This is a genomic window from Chryseobacterium lineare, from assembly GCF_977014045.1.
Window position 1 is genome coordinate 873,075 of the sequence record NZ_CDRNIQ010000001.1, and the last position, 18,770, is coordinate 891,844.

General features: G+C 35.8%; 17 protein-coding genes and 1 pseudogene. 8 read left to right on the top strand and 10 right to left on the bottom strand.

Features of this window, described 5'->3' with window-relative positions; all coding sequences use genetic code 11:
- Positions 1-6: 6 nt before the first annotated feature.
- The 6 genes from ACWNCI_RS03810 (at position 7) to apaG (ending at position 8,631) form a co-directional block, all read left to right on the top strand.
- Complete coding sequence (locus ACWNCI_RS03810; protein WP_346985535.1) at positions 7-1,413, top strand: glycogen synthase; 1,407 nt, start codon at positions 7-9, stop codon at positions 1,411-1,413.
- Between the two features lie 38 nt (positions 1,414-1,451).
- Entirely contained in the window at positions 1,452-2,720 is a 1,269-nt protein-coding gene (locus ACWNCI_RS03815; protein WP_449387257.1) for a glucose-1-phosphate adenylyltransferase, read from the top strand.
- 135 nt (positions 2,721-2,855) lie between these two features.
- Positions 2,856-3,896: an SRPBCC domain-containing protein gene (locus ACWNCI_RS03820; RefSeq protein ID WP_449387258.1), complete on the top strand. Its 1,041-nt coding sequence runs from the start codon at positions 2,856-2,858 to the stop codon at positions 3,894-3,896.
- A 124-nt stretch (positions 3,897-4,020) separates the two neighbouring features.
- A complete protein-coding gene (locus tag ACWNCI_RS03825; RefSeq protein ID WP_449387259.1) occupies positions 4,021-6,837 on the top strand; it encodes a 2-oxoglutarate dehydrogenase E1 component in 2,817 nt (938 codons plus the stop codon).
- A gap of 89 nt (positions 6,838-6,926) precedes the next feature.
- Entirely contained in the window at positions 6,927-8,159 is a 1,233-nt protein-coding gene (odhB, locus tag ACWNCI_RS03830; protein ID WP_449387260.1) for a 2-oxoglutarate dehydrogenase complex dihydrolipoyllysine-residue succinyltransferase, read from the top strand.
- A 97-nt stretch (positions 8,160-8,256) separates the two neighbouring features.
- A complete protein-coding gene (apaG, locus tag ACWNCI_RS03835) occupies positions 8,257-8,631 on the top strand; it encodes a Co2+/Mg2+ efflux protein ApaG (RefSeq protein WP_449387261.1) in 375 nt (124 codons plus the stop codon).
- Here the strand turns inward: apaG and ACWNCI_RS03840 are convergent.
- From ACWNCI_RS03840 to ACWNCI_RS03855, 4 genes are read right to left on the bottom strand one after another with little or no spacing between them, the layout of a single operon-like run.
- Positions 8,628-9,182, bottom strand: a complete 555-nt coding sequence (locus ACWNCI_RS03840; RefSeq protein ID WP_346985528.1) for a 3'-5' exonuclease — start codon at positions 9,180-9,182, stop codon at positions 8,628-8,630. The genes apaG and ACWNCI_RS03840 overlap by 4 nt on opposite strands.
- Before the next feature lie 4 nt (positions 9,183-9,186).
- Positions 9,187-9,798: a hypothetical protein gene (locus ACWNCI_RS03845; protein ID WP_449387262.1), complete on the bottom strand. Its 612-nt coding sequence runs from the start codon at positions 9,796-9,798 to the stop codon at positions 9,187-9,189.
- Positions 9,795-10,766, bottom strand: coding sequence for a glycosyltransferase family 2 protein (locus ACWNCI_RS03850; RefSeq protein ID WP_449387263.1), 972 nt, complete (start codon positions 10,764-10,766; stop codon positions 9,795-9,797). Before ACWNCI_RS03850 ends, ACWNCI_RS03845 begins: the two co-directional genes overlap by 4 nt.
- Before the next feature lie 6 nt (positions 10,767-10,772).
- The gene (locus ACWNCI_RS03855) at positions 10,773-11,657 is read right to left on the bottom strand and encodes a lysophospholipid acyltransferase family protein (RefSeq protein ID WP_346985525.1); all 885 of its coding nucleotides are present in this window, start codon (positions 11,655-11,657) and stop codon (positions 10,773-10,775) included.
- A gap of 80 nt (positions 11,658-11,737) precedes the next feature.
- On the opposite strand from ACWNCI_RS03855, the gene ACWNCI_RS03860 reads away from it, so the two are divergent.
- Positions 11,738-12,310: a thioredoxin family protein gene (locus tag ACWNCI_RS03860; RefSeq protein ID WP_449387264.1), complete on the top strand. Its 573-nt coding sequence runs from the start codon at positions 11,738-11,740 to the stop codon at positions 12,308-12,310.
- Between the two features lie 33 nt (positions 12,311-12,343).
- Here the strand turns inward: ACWNCI_RS03860 and ACWNCI_RS03865 are convergent.
- The 6 genes and pseudogenes from ACWNCI_RS03865 to ACWNCI_RS03890 form a co-directional block, all read right to left on the bottom strand.
- Positions 12,344-13,726, bottom strand: a pseudogene (locus ACWNCI_RS03865) (aldehyde dehydrogenase); the annotation flags it as partial.
- Between the two features lie 142 nt (positions 13,727-13,868).
- Positions 13,869-14,378, bottom strand: a complete 510-nt coding sequence (gene rplI / locus ACWNCI_RS03870) for a 50S ribosomal protein L9 (protein WP_089860203.1) — start codon at positions 14,376-14,378, stop codon at positions 13,869-13,871.
- Between the two features lie 158 nt (positions 14,379-14,536).
- Positions 14,537-14,839, bottom strand: coding sequence for a 30S ribosomal protein S18 (rpsR, locus tag ACWNCI_RS03875; protein ID WP_002979091.1), 303 nt, complete (start codon positions 14,837-14,839; stop codon positions 14,537-14,539).
- Between the two features lie 32 nt (positions 14,840-14,871).
- The gene (gene rpsF, locus ACWNCI_RS03880) at positions 14,872-15,213 is read right to left on the bottom strand and encodes a 30S ribosomal protein S6 (protein ID WP_042723026.1); all 342 of its coding nucleotides are present in this window, start codon (positions 15,211-15,213) and stop codon (positions 14,872-14,874) included.
- Positions 15,214-15,461: 248 nt separating this feature from the next.
- A complete protein-coding gene (locus ACWNCI_RS03885) occupies positions 15,462-16,775 on the bottom strand; it encodes a dihydrolipoamide acetyltransferase family protein (protein WP_449387265.1) in 1,314 nt (437 codons plus the stop codon).
- Positions 16,776-16,838: 63 nt separating this feature from the next.
- Positions 16,839-17,666, bottom strand: coding sequence for an SAM hydrolase/SAM-dependent halogenase family protein (locus ACWNCI_RS03890; protein ID WP_346985520.1), 828 nt, complete (start codon positions 17,664-17,666; stop codon positions 16,839-16,841).
- A gap of 134 nt (positions 17,667-17,800) precedes the next feature.
- On the opposite strand from ACWNCI_RS03890, the gene ACWNCI_RS03895 reads away from it, so the two are divergent.
- A complete protein-coding gene (locus ACWNCI_RS03895) occupies positions 17,801-18,760 on the top strand; it encodes a PhoH family protein (RefSeq protein ID WP_346985519.1) in 960 nt (319 codons plus the stop codon).
- Positions 18,761-18,770: the final 10 nt, after the last annotated feature.

Here is an 18,770-nt window from a genome sequence, read left to right on the forward strand (position 1 = left end):
TAAGAAATGATAATTTACCATCTAAGTACGGAATGTTATCCGGTAGCAAAAGTAGGAGGTTTGGCAGATGTAGTAGGGGCTTTACCGAAGTATCAGAACAAAATTAAAGATATTGATGCGAAGGTTGTTATGCCCTGGTACAACAAATCTTTTGTTTACGATCATGAGTTTGACATAGTTTTTGATGGCTTCATACACCAAGGGGGAAATATGCTGCAGGTGCAGGTTTTGAAGGAAAAATCTGATGTTTTAGGCTTCGAACTGTATATGGTAAAAATTCCCGGACTTTTAGATAGAGATAATCCTTACGGTTATCAGGACGAAAATTTTCAGTTCATTGCTTTTCAGCATGGAGTTTTGCATTGGTTGACAGCCATGAACATTCGTCCGGATGTTTTGCACTGTCACGATTATCATACAGGACTAGTTCCTTTCATGATCGAAAACTGTGCGGAATTTTCATTTCTTAAAGGAGTAAAAACGGTTGGAACCATCCATAATGGAGAATATCAGGGAATGATGAGTTGGGAAATGGCAAAATATCTTCCATCTTTTGATCCCTACAAATGGGGATTGATGGATTGGAACGGTTTAATCAACCCGTTAGCTAGCATGATTAAATGTGCCAATGCCTTTACAACGGTTTCGCAAGGGTATCTTGAAGAACTTTTTGTGAGTTTCAGAGGATTGGAAAGTCTTGTTCGCAATGAGTTCGGAAAAGCCTACGGAATCATCAACGGAATCGATACAGAAGTCTGGAATCCTGAAACTGATCCGATGCTGGATTTTAATTTTAACAGTAATAATGCTGTTGAACAGAAAAAGAAAGGAAAGGAAAAACTTTGTAAAGAATATGGGCTGAAACCCGAGCTTCCATTATTTGCCTTTATAGGAAGATTTGCAACGGAAAAGGGCGCGGATCTGCTTCCTGATATTGTATGGAGAAGCATTAAGCAAAGCTATGGCGCTCTTAATATCATGGTTCTGGGATCAGGAAACGCTTACATAGAAAACAAGCTTAAGGAATATGAATATACCTACACCAATTTTGCTTTGGATTTGGGATATAAAGAACATCTTTCGCATAAAATATACGCTTCGGCGGATTTTTTGCTGATGCCTTCAAGAGTAGAACCTTGCGGACTAAACCAGATGTATTCTATGAGATACGGTACAGTTCCGATTGTACGTTATACAGGAGGTTTGAGAGATACGGTCGAAGATATTTCCACAGGCGGCGCCGGGATTAATTTCACTTATCCCGGTGTAGACGATGTGATCCATGCGATGAACAGAGCATTAATGCTGTATAATCAAAAGGATGTAATGGAAAATCTTATTCATGCGAATATGAATTTTGATTTTGCATGGGAAAAATCAGCAGAAAAATATATAGCTTTATATAATCATTAAACAAATTTATTAATAAAGATAAAAACGCAATATAATTTATGAATCGCAATGTAATTTCCATTGTTTTAGGAGGAGGTAGGGGAACGAGATTGTTCCCGCTCACATATTCAAGATCAAAACCTGCCGTGCCGATTGCAGGGAAATACAGATTGGTAGATATTCCTATTTCAAATTGTTTAAATTCCGGATTAAATAAAATCCTTGTGCTGACACAGTTTAATTCGGCTTCTTTAAATTCTCATATCAAAAATTCTTACCATTTTGATATTTTCAGCAAAGGATTTGTAGACATTCTGGCAGCAGAACAGAATGTGGAAAATGAAAACTGGTATCAGGGAACGGCTGACGCAGTACGCCAGTCGATGAAACATTTAGAAAAATATGATTATGATTATATCTTAATTCTTTCGGGAGATCAGCTTTACCAAATGGATTTCAGAGAAATGCTTGATTTTCATATCGAAAAAGGAGGTGATGTTACTATTGCTACGATTCCTGTGAATGCTAAAGATGCAACGGGTTTCGGGATTTTAAGTTCTGATGATGAAGGCAATATTACTTCTTTCGTAGAAAAACCGGGTTATGATATGCTGGCCGGTCTACAATCTGAAGTTTCCGAAGAAAACAAACGTGCGGGTAAAGAATATTTGGCTTCCATGGGTATTTATATTTTCACGAAAAGTATCCTTAAAAAGATGTTTGATGAAGGAGCCGGAGATGATTTCGGAAAAGATATTATCCCGAATTCTATTGGGAAATATACCACACTCAGCTATCAATATGAAGGATATTGGACGGATATCGGTACCATTGAATCGTTTTACGAGGCCAATATTGATCTTTGTCAGGATTTTCCTCAGTTTAATCTTTTCTCTTCTTCTCCGATCTACACGAGAGCAAGAATGCTTCCGCCGTCGAAAATCAACGGTTCTTACGTAAGCAAAGCGGTTTTTGGAGATGGATGCATCATTATGGCCGATAAAATCGAAAATTCGGTTATTGGAAACAGAACCAGAATTGATAAAGGAAGTACCATTGTTAATTCTTATGTTATGGGTTCAGATTTTTATCAGGATACTACCGAAATTGTCATGAACGACGAAAAAGGACAGCCTAATATGGGCATCGGAAAATACTGTTATATCGAAAAAGCGATTTTAGATAAAAACTGTTATATTGGCGATAATGTACGTATTATTGGGGGAAAACATTTAAGCGACGGAGATTATGGCACCTATTCTGTTCAGGACGGAATTATCGTTGTGAAAAAAGGCGCGGTAATGGCTCCGGGAACTCACATTGGGTAAACTGAATCAGGAATTTTTGAAATTAGTGAACATGATGATTTAAATTAAAATTCAATTAATTTTCATCCTTAAAATAAATTTAAACAGAGTGATCAGTATATTGGTCACTTTTGTTATTTTCAATACATTTGTACAATGCGTTTTTTTAAAATTATAGCGGTAATTGTTGTTTTGCTAATCGGGGCTTATGCGGCTTCTATGTACTATTTTGTGGATGAAAGCAAAGATTTCCGGATAGAAAAAGAAATTAATTATCCGGTGGAAAAAGTTTTTAATCAGTTTAATAATCTGCAGAATTTTACCCGCTGGAATAATTTTTTTACCAGCTCCAAATCCATTGATATCGACTATTATACTCCTTATGAAGGAAAAGGAAGCTCGATTAGTTACGCAGATCCTAAAAATGACACCGACGGAGAAATGTTTCTTCGTTATGAAAATCCAAACAAAACACTCAGATACCAGCTTTTCGAAGATAAAAATGAAAGTCCAACTTTGGTTGATGTTAAATTTAAAGCTATCGCTCCCGAAAAAACCCAAATTACCTGGATTGTCCACACTCCGAAATTATCTGTTTTAAGACGTGTCGAAAATTTCTGGACGGAAGACCGCTTTGCCGAAAATATTGATAAAAGTATGGCAACTCTTAATAATGTTTTAGGCAATAAAGTGGAAAAAGACAACCAGATGGCTGCTATAAAATATGACAGTCTAATGGTTGAAAATGAAGAAGAAAAGCTGTTGTTGGGAATCAATGTGAGCACCTCCAATAAAAAAGATGCGCTTTATAAAAATATTGTGATGAATTATAACAAAATTTATAATTACACCACGATGGATTTAGGCAAAAAAGATGATGAATTCGGATTTCCGGTTCTGATTACGGATGCCGACAACTATAAAGATAAAGAAGTTTCCTATTTTCTTGGGATTCCTTTGTCTAAAAAAATTGGATTTACGGATAATAATTTCAGTTTCAGAACACAGTCAGCCACTCAAAACTATGTGATGTATTACAAAGGGAATTATGCCGGAAGAGTGAAAGCAATACAGCAATTGATTCAGAAAGCGAGGAAAGATGAAATGCGTTTTAATGACATTCGTCAGACCTTTATCGAACGGCCGATGGACGATCAGGATGTTAATATGAAACTCTCATTATCAGTCTTTAAGTAAATTGAATGTAATTATTTATTTTATAGTTTTTTTAATAGTTTAAAGGCTGTTCCAAGTCGGTTTTTTTTATTAAATTTGAGGATTAATTCTATAAACAAATTTTAATAACAGATAAACTGTAATAATGGACAGATTTTCATTCCTAAACGCAGCTCATTCTCAGTTAATTGAGGATTTATACCAACAATACTTAAAATATCCGGACTCTTTAGAACCATCATGGAAAGCCTTCTTTCAAGGTTTCGATTTTGCTTTGGAGAACTACGGAGACGATGATAATATCCAATATGTTCAGGCTCCGGCAACTTCTGCTCCGGTAGTACAGCAGGCAGCACAGGCAGCATCAAACGGTGAAGTTCCTGAACACATAAAAAAAGAATTTAAGGTAGTAAACCTTATTGAAGCCTACAGAACGAGAGGCCATCTGTTTACAAAAACCAATCCTGTAAGAGAAAGAAGACATTACACTCCGACTTTAGATATCGAAAATTTTGGCCTTGACAAGTCAGATTTAAATACAAAATTCAATTGTGCGGTTGAAACCGGGATGAAAGGACCTGCAACTTTACAGGAATTGATCACTCATTTGGAAAACATTTACTGTGATTCTATCGGTGTGGAATACATGCACATCAACAACGTTGAGGAGAAGGATTTCATCAAGCAGTGGCTTCAGGTTAATGAAAACCATCCGAATCTTTCAGCGAACGAAAAGACTGAAATTTTATTAAAATTAAACCAGGCAGTAGCGTTTGAAAATTATCTTCATACAAAATTCGTTGGCCAGAAAAGATTCTCACTGGAAGGTGGTGAAACCTTGATTCCGGCATTGGATCAGTTGATTTCAAGATCTTCTCAGCTGGGAGTGGATGAGGTTGTTTTAGGAATGGCTCACAGAGGAAGATTGAATGTATTGACCAATATTTTCGGGAAATCTTACAAGCAGATTTTCTCTGAATTTGAAGGGAAAGAATTTGAAGAAGATGTATTCTCTGGTGATGTTAAATATCACTTAGGTTCATCTAAAAAAATTAAAACGGCCTCCGGAGAAGAAGTTGCTATCAATCTTACTCCGAACCCGTCTCACCTTGAAACGGTTGCAGCCCTTGTAGAAGGAATCTGCCGTGCAAAAGTGGATGATAAATACAAAGGAGATTATTCTAAAATTTTACCGATCGTTATCCACGGTGATGGTGCTATCGCAGGACAGGGTATTGCTTATGAAGTGGCCCAGATGATGACGCTGGAAGGATACAGAACGGGCGGTACAGTTCATATTGTTGTTAATAACCAGGTTTCATTTACAACGAATTATATGGATGCAAGATCTTCCACTTACTGTACAGACATTGCAAAAGTTACGGAATCTCCTGTAATGCATGTGAATGCAGATGATGCAGAAGCAGTGGTTCATGCGATCCATTTCGCTGCTGATTTCAGAGCAAAGTTCGGTAAAGATGTATATATCGATTTATTAGGATACAGAAAATATGGTCATAATGAAGGGGATGAGCCAAGATTCACTCAGCCAAATCTTTATAAAATTATTTCAAAACATCCGAATCCAAGAGAAATCTATAAAGATCAGTTACTAAAAGACAGCATAACTTCAAATGATGTTATTGCTAAAATGGAAACTGAATTCAAAGCATTGTTGGATAAAGATTTCGATGCATCCAAAGAGATTGAAAAAAATATAATGGATGTTTTCATGGCAGACGACTGGACAAATTACCCGATTGCTAAAAGAGGAGCTGTTCAGGAAACTGTTGATACCAAATTTAATTTAGAAAAGCTGAAAGAATTGGCGATTAAAATGTCGACACTTCCGGCTGACAAAAAGTTTTTAAATAAAATTACAAGGCTTTTCGAAAACAGAATCAAAGCTATTGAAGGAAACTCTTTAGATTGGGCTTTAGGGGAGTGGCTGGCTTATGCAACACTTCTTGTGGAAGGTCACAACATAAGAATTTCCGGTGAAGACGTGGAAAGAGGGACTTTCTCTCACCGACACGCAGTCGTAAAAACTGAAGATACTGAAGAAGAATATATCCCATTAAGACACGTTTCTGAAAGCAGATTCGATATATACAATTCTCATCTTTCCGAATATGGAGTTTTAGGATTTGATTATGGTTATGCCATGGCTTCTCCTAATACGCTTACCGTTTGGGAAGCTCAGTTCGGGGATTTTGTAAATGGTGCTCAGATTATTGTGGATCAATATTTAGCGGCGGCAGAAGAAAAATGGAAAATTCAGGATGGTTTGGTAATGTTATTGCCTCACGGTTCGGAAGGGCAGGGTGCAGAACACTCTTCTGCAAGACTGGAAAGATTCTTAACACTTTGTGCTAATGAAAATATGGTGGTTGCAAATATTACTTCCCCAGCCAATTATTTCCACTTATTGAGAAGACAGTTAAAATGGCCATTCAGAAAACCATTAATTGTTATGAGTCCAAAATCATTATTAAGGCATCCGAAAGTAGTTTCTCCACTTGAAGATTTCTCAGACAAAGGATTCCAGCCAATTTTGGACGATCCTACTGCTGATCCTTCAAAAGTTGAAAAATTAGTACTTTGTTCAGGTAAATTATACTTTGAATTATTAGCTAAGAAAGAGGAATTAAACGCTGAAAATGTTGCATTGGTGAGATTCGAGCAATTATATCCTTTACAGACTGATGTTATTGAAGCTGTTTTCAGTAAATATAACAACAGAAAAAGTTTGGTATGGGCTCAGGAAGAACCTGAAAATATGGGTGCTTGGTCTTATATTCTGAGGAATTTCAGAGATACAGGTATTCAGGTGGTATCTCCGGTTCCAAGTGGTGCTCCTGCTCCGGGAAGTCACAAAATGTTTGAGAAAAATCAGAACGCAGTAATCAACAGAGTATTTGACAGAAACGATGCTCCGGTAAAAAGACCTGTAACAGCCTAAATTTAAATAGAAATTAGAGGTTAGAAATAGTCTTTCTCCTTTTATCTTAAAGTCTAAAAAATAATAATTAAAAAAATAAAAAATACGATATGTCAGTTTTAGAAATGAAAGTTCCTTCACCGGGCGAATCCATTACAGAAGTTGAAATTGCAACCTGGCTTGTAAAAGATGGTGATTATGTAGAAAAAGATCAGCCCATCGCTGAAGTAGATTCAGACAAAGCCACTCTTGAATTGCCTGCTGAACAAAGTGGTGTAATCACTTTGAAAGCTGAAGAAGGTGATGTAGTGCAGGTAGGGCAAGTGGTTTGTTTAATCGATATGGATGCTGCAAAACCTGAAGGAAGTGCTGCTCCTGCTGCTGAAACTCCAAAACAAGAGGAAGCTCCGAAACCTGCCGCTCAACCGGCTGCAGTTGCTGCGGTTCAAACATATGCTACAGGTGCTCCATCTCCTGCAGCTAAAAAAATCCTTGACGAAAAAGGAATGGATGCCACACAGGTTTCAGGAAGTGGCAGAGACGGAAGAATCACAAAATCTGACGCAGAATTGGCGGCTGTTCCTGCATTCGGAGGAAATCCTGTAACTGCTACGGGTTCAAGATCTACAACGACTACAAAACTTTCAGTTCTTAGAAGAAAAATTGCTCAGAGATTAGTTTCTGTAAAAAATGAAACAGCAATGTTAACGACTTTCAATGAAGTTGACATGTCTGAAATTTTTAGACTGAGAAAACAATATAAAGAAGAATTTGCTCAGAGACACGGAGTAGGACTTGGTTTCATGTCTTTCTTTACAAAAGCGGTTACAAGAGCATTACAGATGTATCCTGATGTAAATGCATCTATTGACGGAGATTTCAAAGTAAACTATGATTTCTGCGATATTTCAATTGCCGTTTCAGGGCCTAAAGGATTAATGGTTCCGGTACTGAGAAACGCTGAAAATATGTCTTTTGCAAGCGTTGAAGCCAACATTAAAGATTTGGCTATCAAAGTAAGAGACGGAAAAATTACAGTTGATGAAATGACTGGAGGTACTTTCACCATTACCAACGGTGGTACTTTCGGATCGATGATGTCTACCCCGATTATCAATCCTCCTCAATCTGCAATCTTAGGGATGCACAATATTATCCAGAGACCGGTTGCGGTTGACGGACAAGTGGTGATTCGTCCGATGATGTATGTTGCGATGTCTTATGATCACAGAATTATCGACGGAAAAGAGTCTGTAGGCTTCCTTGTTGCGGTGAAAGAAGCTATTGACAATCCTGTAGGTATCTTAATGAACGGAGACGAAAGAAAAGGTCTTGGATTATAAGATTTAAGGAAATTATAATATAAATTTTAAATCTCGCCTTAAAAAAGGCGAGATTTTTGTATCCAGTAAATTAAATACTAAGATGATATTTTCAAAAATGACTTCAAATATCAAAGTTTCGGTAATACCCGAATATGATAGCAAAAACAGTTATCCGTCTGAAAACAGATATGTTTTCAAGTATAATATAACCATTGAAAATGACGGAAGTTTTCCTATAAAAGTACTTAAAAGAAAGTGGCTGATTTTTGATGTCGGCTTCGGATATACAGAAATTATCGGCGACGGAGTAATTGGCCTAACACCTGAAATTTCAACCAAAGAAAATTTTGCTTATTTTTCCAATGTAATGCTTCGTTCCGGAGTAGGAAATATGAGCGGAAAATATCTTGTAAAAAATATGGAAACTCAGGAGAACTTTGAAATAGATATTCCTAAATTTAATTTATTATCAGAAGTTTTAAGCAATTAAAGCTTCTTAATCTTAAGTTTCATATAATCTGAGATTTCTTCATTACTTGTAAGAAATAATTTTTCGAAAGCCAGTAAAGATATTTTGGCACATACTTCTGCATCATCGCCTGCCCGGTGATGATTAAACCCAATCTGATGATATTCTGCTAAATGTTTTAAACCATACCTGGGTAAATAATTCCAGGATTTTTTTGCCAGCTGAATACTGCATAAATAATTAAGTTTTGGGGTGAACATTCCGTAATGATTGAGACAGCCACGCAGGACTCCGGCATCAAAACCTGCATTATGAGCAATCATTAAAGTTCCATACATCATTTCTTCCACTTCATACCAGATTTCGTCGAAAGTAGGAGCATCTTTCACATCATCCGGAACGATTCCGTGAACATCAATATTAAATGGATTAAAATAAGGAAAACTAGGCGGTTTGATGAGCCAGGTTTTTGTCTCAACGATTTTAGAATCCTGAACAATGCATATCCCAAGTTCACACGCAGAATTTCTCTCGTGTGTAGCAGTCTCGAAATCTAATGCACAAAAATCCATTGAATTATGTTGTTATTTTGAAGAAGATCGTACTTCTGTTGGTTGCTACTTTGCTGATATCAGTGATGATATTATTGTTAAATTTCTTTTTAAGAGCTTCAAAATCAAAGTGATCGTCAGTAGTAACCGCAATAATAAAACCTGTGGTGATATTTTTTCTTTCAGCAGTATCGATTGCTTCTTTCAGTATGCTTCCGTGAGTTATCTTTTCGGTAAGATATTTATTAAGATTTTCAATATTTTTCGGATCTGCATTTTTATTAATATCCAGACGAAATCTGCCACCACGTATGCCTTCCTGAAGTTTTAATAAATAAACCGAATTCTTTTTTAGAGTCAGATTATTTTTATTCCCGACTTTGTCACGAATATCTTTAAATGTAAGATTTTTACTGGTAGCCGGCTTTTCTTTTGCCGGATCAATATTATCAATCAATTCGGGGAATGAATAAATTTCCACACTTAAAGGATCAGTATCTTTTATATTATCAGCACTTTTTTCTGCTATGGTTCTTATGCTGTAACTTTTATCAATGACAGTCCAATTGCTTTTCTGTGAAAAACCAAATTGAAATAAAAATAAAAGCAATAAAAGTAATATTGGAGTAGTTTTCATTTTGCAAAATGTTTAAAAATCAACCATTTTGATTGATAAAAGTTATGTTTTTGATATTTCTGACGACGTTTCCATGTTCCGGGTGCCTGAAGATAAAACGAAAAATGCGCTTTTCCTACCGCCCAGAAATGAGAAATTCCATACTTATAGCCAAAATATATGGCTGCCAATCCGTCCAGGCAGAGTCTTGCAAAGACAACCGCAATCATATTCGGAAATGGCAGATTCTTTAACAGCATAGAAAGATTATTTCTCATATTCAGGAAGGTTTTCTTTGCACTCTGCTTATTTAATGTTCCTCCTCCTACATGATATACTTTAGACTTTCCTGTATAAAAAATCTTTTTCCCTGAATTGATAAGCCTCCAACATAAATCAATCTCTTCCTGATGGGCGAAAAATCTTTCATCAAACCCTTTTTCCTCCCAAAAATCCTTTGAACGGATAAACAAACAGCATCCTGATGCCCAGAAAATTTCCGTTTCATCATCATACTGACCGTGATCTTCTTCCACATCATCAAAGATTCTTCCTCTGCAGTATGGATAGCCTAAATTATCAATTAAACCACCTGCAGCACCTGCAAATTCAAAGAAATTTTTTCGGTCATAAGACAAAATTTTAGGCTGTATAGCCGATATGTCCGGATTTTTATCAAAAAGATCCAAAACAGGTCCGATCCAGTTTTCGGTAACTTCTACATCAGAATTAAGGAGACAGTAAAGTTCATGGTCAATTTCTTTTAATCCTTCATTATAACCACCTGCAAATCCGTAATTTTTATCGTTTTTAACAATCTTTATTTCAGGGAAATAATTTTGTAAAAAATCAATAGAATCATCTGTAGACATATTATCTATTACATAAATATCAGCTTGTTGAGAAAATTGTACTACGCTTGGAAGAAATTTTTCAAGCCAGGATTTTCCGTTCCAGTTTAATATGACAACTGCTAATTTTTTCTTCATTAAGCTCTATGTATTTTCAGAATCAAAATTTTTAATAGAATCCTGATATTTCCATTTTCTATGTGACCAGAGATAATTGTCTGGGCTTTTATGTAATGTATTTTCCAAAAGTTTATGAAATTTTTTGATCACTTCATGTTCTACAAATTTTTCTCCGTCGGGATAAATCCGGTGATAATTGACCTGATAATATCCTCGCTTTACCTTTTTCATTTCACAATAAATAAAGACAAGATCCATTCTTGTAGCAAGCTTGTCATAGCCTGTGAATACAGGAGTTCTCTGATTGAGAAAGTTTAAACCGTAGGTAATATGTGCAAAATGGGGTGTTTGATCTGCCACAAACATATAGGCCGAACTTCCGTTGTTCTTTGACCGAAAAATATTGAGAATCACTTCTTTGGCTTCCAAGGCTTCATTGCCGAACCTGTTACGTACAATTTTCATCTGGTTTTCCCAAAAGCTGTTGTTTACTTTTCTGTACACGGGATGACAGTGGTCTTGCGGAATTACTGTTGCCAAAGCATTGATCCACTCCCAGTTGAATACATGACCTGCCAGTAAAATGATATTTTTTCCTTCTGCTTTCGCTTCATGAAAAAGTTCCTGATTGATATGTTGCATTCTCACTCTGGATTCCGTTTTGGAAATACTGAAAGATTTTATGGTTTCAACAAGATAATCTGAAAAATTCAGATAAAATTTCTTTCTTATATTTCTTATTTCTTCATCCGTCTTTTCTGGGAATGAATTTTTTAAATTTTGTGTAATAACATCCTTGCGATAGCCGACGATATAATAATTCAGAAAGAACATAATATCTGAAAAAATATATAAAACTCTCAGCGGAAGCTTGGAAATTAAGTATAATATTTTGATTAGAAAATTCATAAAACAGGCAAATTTACGGATAATAAAAATATGGTTGTATTTTTGCCTGCAAATAGTATTATTTTTTTAATTTTATACTTATGAAAAAGTTATCATTAATAGGTTTTCTGGGACTAAGCTTTTTTGCTTTCTCTCAGAATGTAAAGCCGGCAGACGACAGAACTAAGGATGAAAAGGCATTGCTGGTAAAAACTGACCAATCTGAGCTCGAAGCCAAGAAGAAAGCTGCAGAAGAAAAGGCAAGGTTACCCAAACCTTATGATCCGACTGCTGATGCGGAAAAGGATATTCAAAATCTGATCGCCAGGGCAAAAAAAGAAAATAAAAATATAATGATTCAGGCGGGCGGAAACTGGTGCATCTGGTGCCTGAGATTCAACCAGTTTGTGCAGACGACACCGGAACTGAAGAAGCTCGTTGATGCAAATTATGAGTATTATCACTTAAATTATTCGCCTGACAATAAGAATGAAAAGATTTTTGCCAAATATGGTAATCCCGGTGATAAATTCGGGTATCCAGTATTTATCGTTCTGGATAAAGATGGAAAGATGATCCATGTTCAGCAAAGCGACGTATTGGAAGAAGGAAAGGGCTACAGTCTGGAAAAAGTAAAAGAGTTTTTCAGGCAATGGACTCCAAAAAAGTCATAAGTAAAACCGGGGCAGTTTTCCCGGTTTTTTAGTTTAAAAGTTTAATAGCTTTCTTATCCATCCCAGCTTTTTCTCGGAATACGGCGGATATTTTATCTTTGGCTCACCCCAGGTGACTTTCTCCAGAATTGCTTTCTGATGTGAAAATGTATCAAACCCATACTTACCGTGATAATTTCCTATACCGGAATTTCCCACTCCACCGAACGGTAGATTTTCATTGCCTAAATGCATTATTACTTCATTAATACAACCTCCTCCGAAAGACAGTTTATTCTTAAAAACTTCTTTTTCTTCAGAATTATTGGTAAATAGATAAGCAGCAAGAGGTTTTTCCAGATCTGAAACCTGGTTTAAAGCAATATTAAAATTAGTAAATGAAATAACAGGCAAAATCGGCCCGAAAATTTCTTCCTGCATAACTTCATCTCCCCAATTAATATGAGTTAAAACAGTAGGCTCTATATAGAGTTTTTCGCGATTAAAGTTACCTCCGAAATAAATTTTATCTTTATTTATCAAGTGAGTTAGCCTTTCAAAATTCTTAACATTGATAATTCTTGTATAATGTTCAGATTCCGGTTTATAATCAAATTCTTTGATATATTTTCTTAGCGTTTCCAGAAACTGTTCCTGTACCGATTCTTCAACAAGCAGATAATCCGGTGCTACACAGGTTTGACCGGCATTCAGGAATTTTCCCCAGACAATTCTTTTTGCTGCGATTTCCAGATTGGCATCTTTTGTAATAATGGCCGGAGACTTTCCACCAAGCTCTAAAGTAACCGGAGTAAGGTTTTTTGAAGCCGCTTCATAAACAATCTTGCCAACCTTTGTACTTCCTGTAAAAAATATTTTATCAAATCTCAATTTTAAAATCTCAGTGGTTTCATCTACGCCGCCTTCATAAGCATATAAATATTCCGGAGGAAAATTGTCGTTGATGATTTTAGTCATCACTTTCATTGTGCTTTCTGCAATCTCACTGGGTTTCACTACACAGCAGTTTCCGGCTGCGATTGCTGCTACAACAGGGGATAATGCAAGCTGATAAGGATAATTCCATGCTCCGATAACGAGAATGTTTCCCAACGGTTCCGGGTGAATTCTGCTTTTCCCGATTTGATTGATAAGGTTAGTTCTTACTTTTTTCGGTCTGGAAAGTGATTTCAGATTTTTCAGATAATAATTGATATCATTAATGATAAATGAAATTTCTGTAGTGAATGTATCAAATCTGGATTTACCAAAATCTTTCTCAATAGCTTCATATAAAAGATTTTCATTCTTGATAATAATCTCTTTCAGTTTTTCAAGATACATTCTCCGAAATTTAATATTTTTCGTCTGATGAGTTTTGAAAAATTCCTTTTGTTTTGATACGATGTCACTGATTTCCATAAAATAAATTTCCGAAACTAAAGCAAATAATTTGCCTAAGGTGAATTAAAGAATGATTAAATAGTTACTTTGAAAAAATAGATAAAAGAGACTGCTATAGAATGTAAAAAAACCATCTCGAAAGAGATGGTTTTGTATAATGAAAATTCTTTTCTGATTAAGCTTCTTCAGAAGGAGCTTCTTCTTTTTTAGCAGGAGCTGCTTTTGGAGCTTCTACCGGAGCGTCAGATACGATGTCGAATTCGAAATTGTACTCAACATTTCTGTGTAATCTGATGTTTGCAGTTACCTTACCAGTTCTCTTGATCGTATTTCCTGGGATTTTGATGTATTTTTTCTCTACAGATACTCCAGCTTTTTCAAGAGCAGCAGAAAGATCTGCATTGTTGATAGATCCGAATAATTTATCACCAGAACCTACTTTTGCAGGGATTGTGATAGAAGTTTTCTTCAATTGTTCAACTACAGCGTTTGCAGCAGAGATTAATTTAGCTTCTTCTTCTTTTCTAGCTTCTAAAGTAGCTTCTAAAGCAGCCTTATTTTTAGGTGTAGCTAAAAGTGCGTACCCTTGTGGGATTAAGAAGTTTCTTGCGTAACCAGGCTTTACACTTACTGTGTCAAATTCAAGACCTAAGTTTTCTACGTCTTTTTTTAGGATAATGTCCATTGTTGTTGTCCTTTTTTAGATGTTAGAAGTTAGAAAATCAGATATTAGACATTCTGTCTTATAATCTGAAATCTATTATCTAAAATCAAGTTAGAATTAATTATTTATTCAGCAACAAAAAGCCAAAAGCTCAAAGCTAGTGGCTAATTGCAATTTTTTTATTTCAATAAGTCTGCTACGTATGGTAGTAACGCAAGGTGTCTTGCTCTTTTGATTGCAGCAGAAACTTTTCTTTGGTATTTTAAAGAAGTTCCTGTGTATCTTCTTGGTAAGATTTTACCTTGTTCGTTTACGAATTGTAATAAGAAATCAGCATCTTTGTAATCAACGTGCTTAATCCCATATTTTTTGAATCTACAATATTTCTTTTCAGATTTTGTATTGATATCAAGCGGAGTAAGGAATTTTACTTCAGATTCTCCTCCAGCTGAGGCTTGTTTAGCCATTTCGTCTATTGCCATGTCTTGTCTTTTTTAAAAAATAGGGTTAATAATTAAGCTTTAGCTGATTTTACTTTTGCTCTTCTTGTTACAGCGTAGTCAACAGCGTGTTTGTCTAGTTTTGTAGTAAGGTAACGGATTACTCTCTCGTCACGCTTGAATGCTAATTCTAAATCAGCAACTACAGAACCTTCACCTTTAAATTCGATTAAAGTGTAGAATCCGTTCTTTTTCAATTGGATTGGGTAAGCTAATTTTTTTAATCCCCAGTTTTCTTTAGCAACGATTTCGCAGTTCTTTTCTTTGATAAGATCTACATACTTGTTCACTGCTTCCTCCACCTGTGCATCAGATAGAACGGGAGTTAAAATGAAAACAGTTTCGTAATTGTTCATAATGTAAATAAATTTGTTAATTATTTCGAGGTGCAAAAGTATTTAAATTATTTGTAATATACAAGAGATTGTGGGAGTAAATCAATAATATTAGTAAAATAAAACCGATTAGTGTCAACAGATGAAATTATATCATTTCTAAGAATTGGACTAAGGTTTAAAATAAATCAAAAAAACCTCCGGAAATCCGAAGGTTTTGTATTTATATTAGAAAAATTACCAATTACCAATTACCAATTACCAATTACTTATATTTCAGTATTCAGATCCCAATTTTGAAGGTAATCGTGAACATGTTTCAGCATCATTCCGCCTAAAGAACCGTCAACTACTCTGTGGTCGTAAGAATGAGACATAAACATTAAGTTTCTGATTGCAATTACATCTCCATCCGGAGTTTCCAGAACTGCAGGCTTTTTGACGATGGCTCCAATTGCCAGGATTGCCACCTGAGGCTGAGGAATAATTGGTGTTCCCATAAGGTTTCCAAAGCTTCCGACATTAGAAATGGTGTAAGTCGCGCCCTGAGTGTCTTCCGGTCTTAATTTTTTGTTTCTTGCTCTGTAAGCCAGATCGTTGATGGCTTTCGCCAATCCTGAAATAGATAGCTGATCCGCATTTTTGATGACAGGAACAATAAGGTTTCCATCCGGTAAAGCAGTTGCCATACCAATGTTGATGTTTTTCTTTTTGATGATATTTTCACCGTTTATAGACACGTTGATCATTGGGAAATCTTGAATTGCTTTCACCACCGCCTTTACGAAAATCGGCATGAAAGTTAGTTTTTCACCTTCTCGTTTTTCGAAAACAGCTTTATTTTTATTTCTCCATTTTACGACGTTGGTAACGTCAGTTTCAATAAAAGAAGTAACGTGAGGAGCAATCTGTTTCGCTTTTACCATATTTTCAGCAATGATCTTTCTCATTCTGTCCATAGGAATGATCTCGTCACCCGCCGCTGCTGTGATAGTAGAAGCAGGAGCAGATGTTGCTGTCGTTTGTATTGCAGGAGCAGCCTGTTGTACCGGAGCCGCTTGTGGGGCCGGCTGGCTTCCTTTGTTTTTAACGTATGCTAAAATATCTTCTTTTGTAATTCTTCCTTCCAAACCGCTTCCTTTGATAGATTTCAGCTCAGTTTCAGAAATATTTTCCTGTTGTGCGATTGATTTTACAAGCGGAGAGAGATAAAGATCTCCCGAAAACTCGGTGGAAGCAGATACTTTTAACGGCTCTTCTATCGTTTTTAAAATTTCAGTATCCGGTGCAGGAGCTTGTGTTTCTGCAGTTATTTCTTCAGAGGCAGGAATATTTCCTTCTCCTTCAATTTCTAAAATAGCAATAGCTTCGCCTACTTTTGCAACCTCGTCTTTCTGTTTTAAAATCTTTACGATTTTCCCCGAAACTGGTGTCGGAACGTCTGAATCTACTTTGTCAGTTGCAATCTCCACTACGGAATCATCTTCTTTTACAATATCGCCTTCGTTGAACAACCAAGTGATAATTGTCGCTTCCATAACACCTTCTCCCATGGAAGGAAGCAATAATTTGTACTCTGCCATTTTTAATTTTTAGATTTTGACAAATATATAAAAAAAATCGATTTTTTTATGAAATATTAAATTTTAGAAAAATTCAATGTAAATATTCTCTCCGACATTAAGACCGAACAGAGATTTTGCGCCATTTTTTCTGCTCCCTTTATAGATCGTTAGCTCCAAAAGCTGACTGTCATTGAAAATAGCTGCAGATTGCCCATGGAATTCCGTTTCTCTTTCCCAGTCAGAAACTACTTCTGTGTGGCTCTGGAATATTCTTGAAAGACTTAAATTTCTGAATTTTATAGTGAAATTTTCATATCCTTTACCTGAACTTTCAAAAAAATCTTTGCTGATATTTGATATTATATTTCCGAAATTATCAATATAGGTTACCTCGCCGATAATCATTTTTTCAGATTCATTAAAAACAGGTTTCGGGAACAGAAGCTGCTTGGCAGTATCGATTTTTCTTCCGATTACTTCGGGCAGTCCGCCATTGGCCAGGTGTACTGCTGCAGGCACAAAAACATCGGTTGATGTAAAATTTACAATATCGTCAAATCGGTTATTTAAAGTAATTTCGTAGATCGCTTCAGGTTTAATATCAAAAAAAATTAGGCTTAAAAGTCCATTGTCGGCAGCAATAAAGTAATGTCCGTCTGCTTTATACACAATATTTTTTCTTGATTTGTTGTGGAAACTGTCCACAGAAATTATATGAATTGTGCCTTTCGGAAAATGTTTATAGGCATTTCTGACAATGTACGATGTCTGCACAAGGTTGAAAGCCTGGATGCCATGAGTGATATCAATAATATTAACTTTCTGATTCAGAGAAAGAATACTGCCTTTCACAGCGGCAACTCTGTAATCCAAATTTCCGAAATCTGAAGTAAGTGTAATAATTGACATTGATTGTTTATAGAATAGTAGAAATGCAAATTTATTTAAAATAAAAAGAATGCCCGAAAGATTGTGGAAAAGAATTTGATTTAAATTTCCAAAAAAAGTTTTACATTTAAGTTCTAAATTAATAAAAATACTGCATGTTTGAATTAACATATGATTTGGAGGATATCGATGCGAAAATCTTCTATGGAGTTAATAACCAATATTTCAATTTAATAAAATCTACTTTTCCTACCCTTAAAATCACAGGTAGAGACCATTATATCTTTGCAATGGGAAATCAGGAAGCGCTTGATATTTTTAAACTAAAACTGGATGACATTGTAAAATTTATCTCAAAAAATAATTCTATTGATCTTAAAGATGTTGAAAATATTCTCAATATTAAAGATGAACATGAAAAACAGCTTGTCTTTGATCAGGATATCATCGTAAAAGGGGTAAATGGTAAAATCATTAAAGCCAAAACCACGAATCTTAAAAAACTGGTTAAAGAAACTGAGAAAAAAGATATGGTTTTCGCAATCGGGCCTGCGGGAACGGGTAAAACGTACACCAGTGTGGCTCTTGCGGCGAGAGCTTTGAGAGATAAAGCTGTAAAAAGAATTGTTTTGACGAGACCTGCCGTAGAAGCAGGGGAGAGTCTTGGATTTTTGCCGGGTGACCTTAAAGAAAAGCTGGATCCGTATTTGCAGCCGTTATATGATGCGCTACGCGATATGATTCCTCATGAGAAGCTGGAAGGATTCATTGAAAAGAAAGTGATTGAAGTAGCGCCGTTGGCGTTCATGAGAGGAAGGACACTGGATGATGCTTTTGTTATTCTGGATGAAGCGCAGAACACCACGCATTCTCAGATGAAAATGTTTCTGACCAGAATGGGTATGAATGCTAAGTTTATCATAACAGGAGATCCGAGCCAGGTTGATCTTCCGCCCAAACAGCAATCCGGTCTGAAAGAAGCCATGAGGATTCTGAAAGATGTGAAAGAAATAGGATTTGTACACCTTAATGAAGAAGATGTTGTAAGGCATCCGGTGGTCAAAAAGATCATTCTGGCGTACAACGATGAGGAAAAAAAGCATAGAAATGATTAAGAATATATCT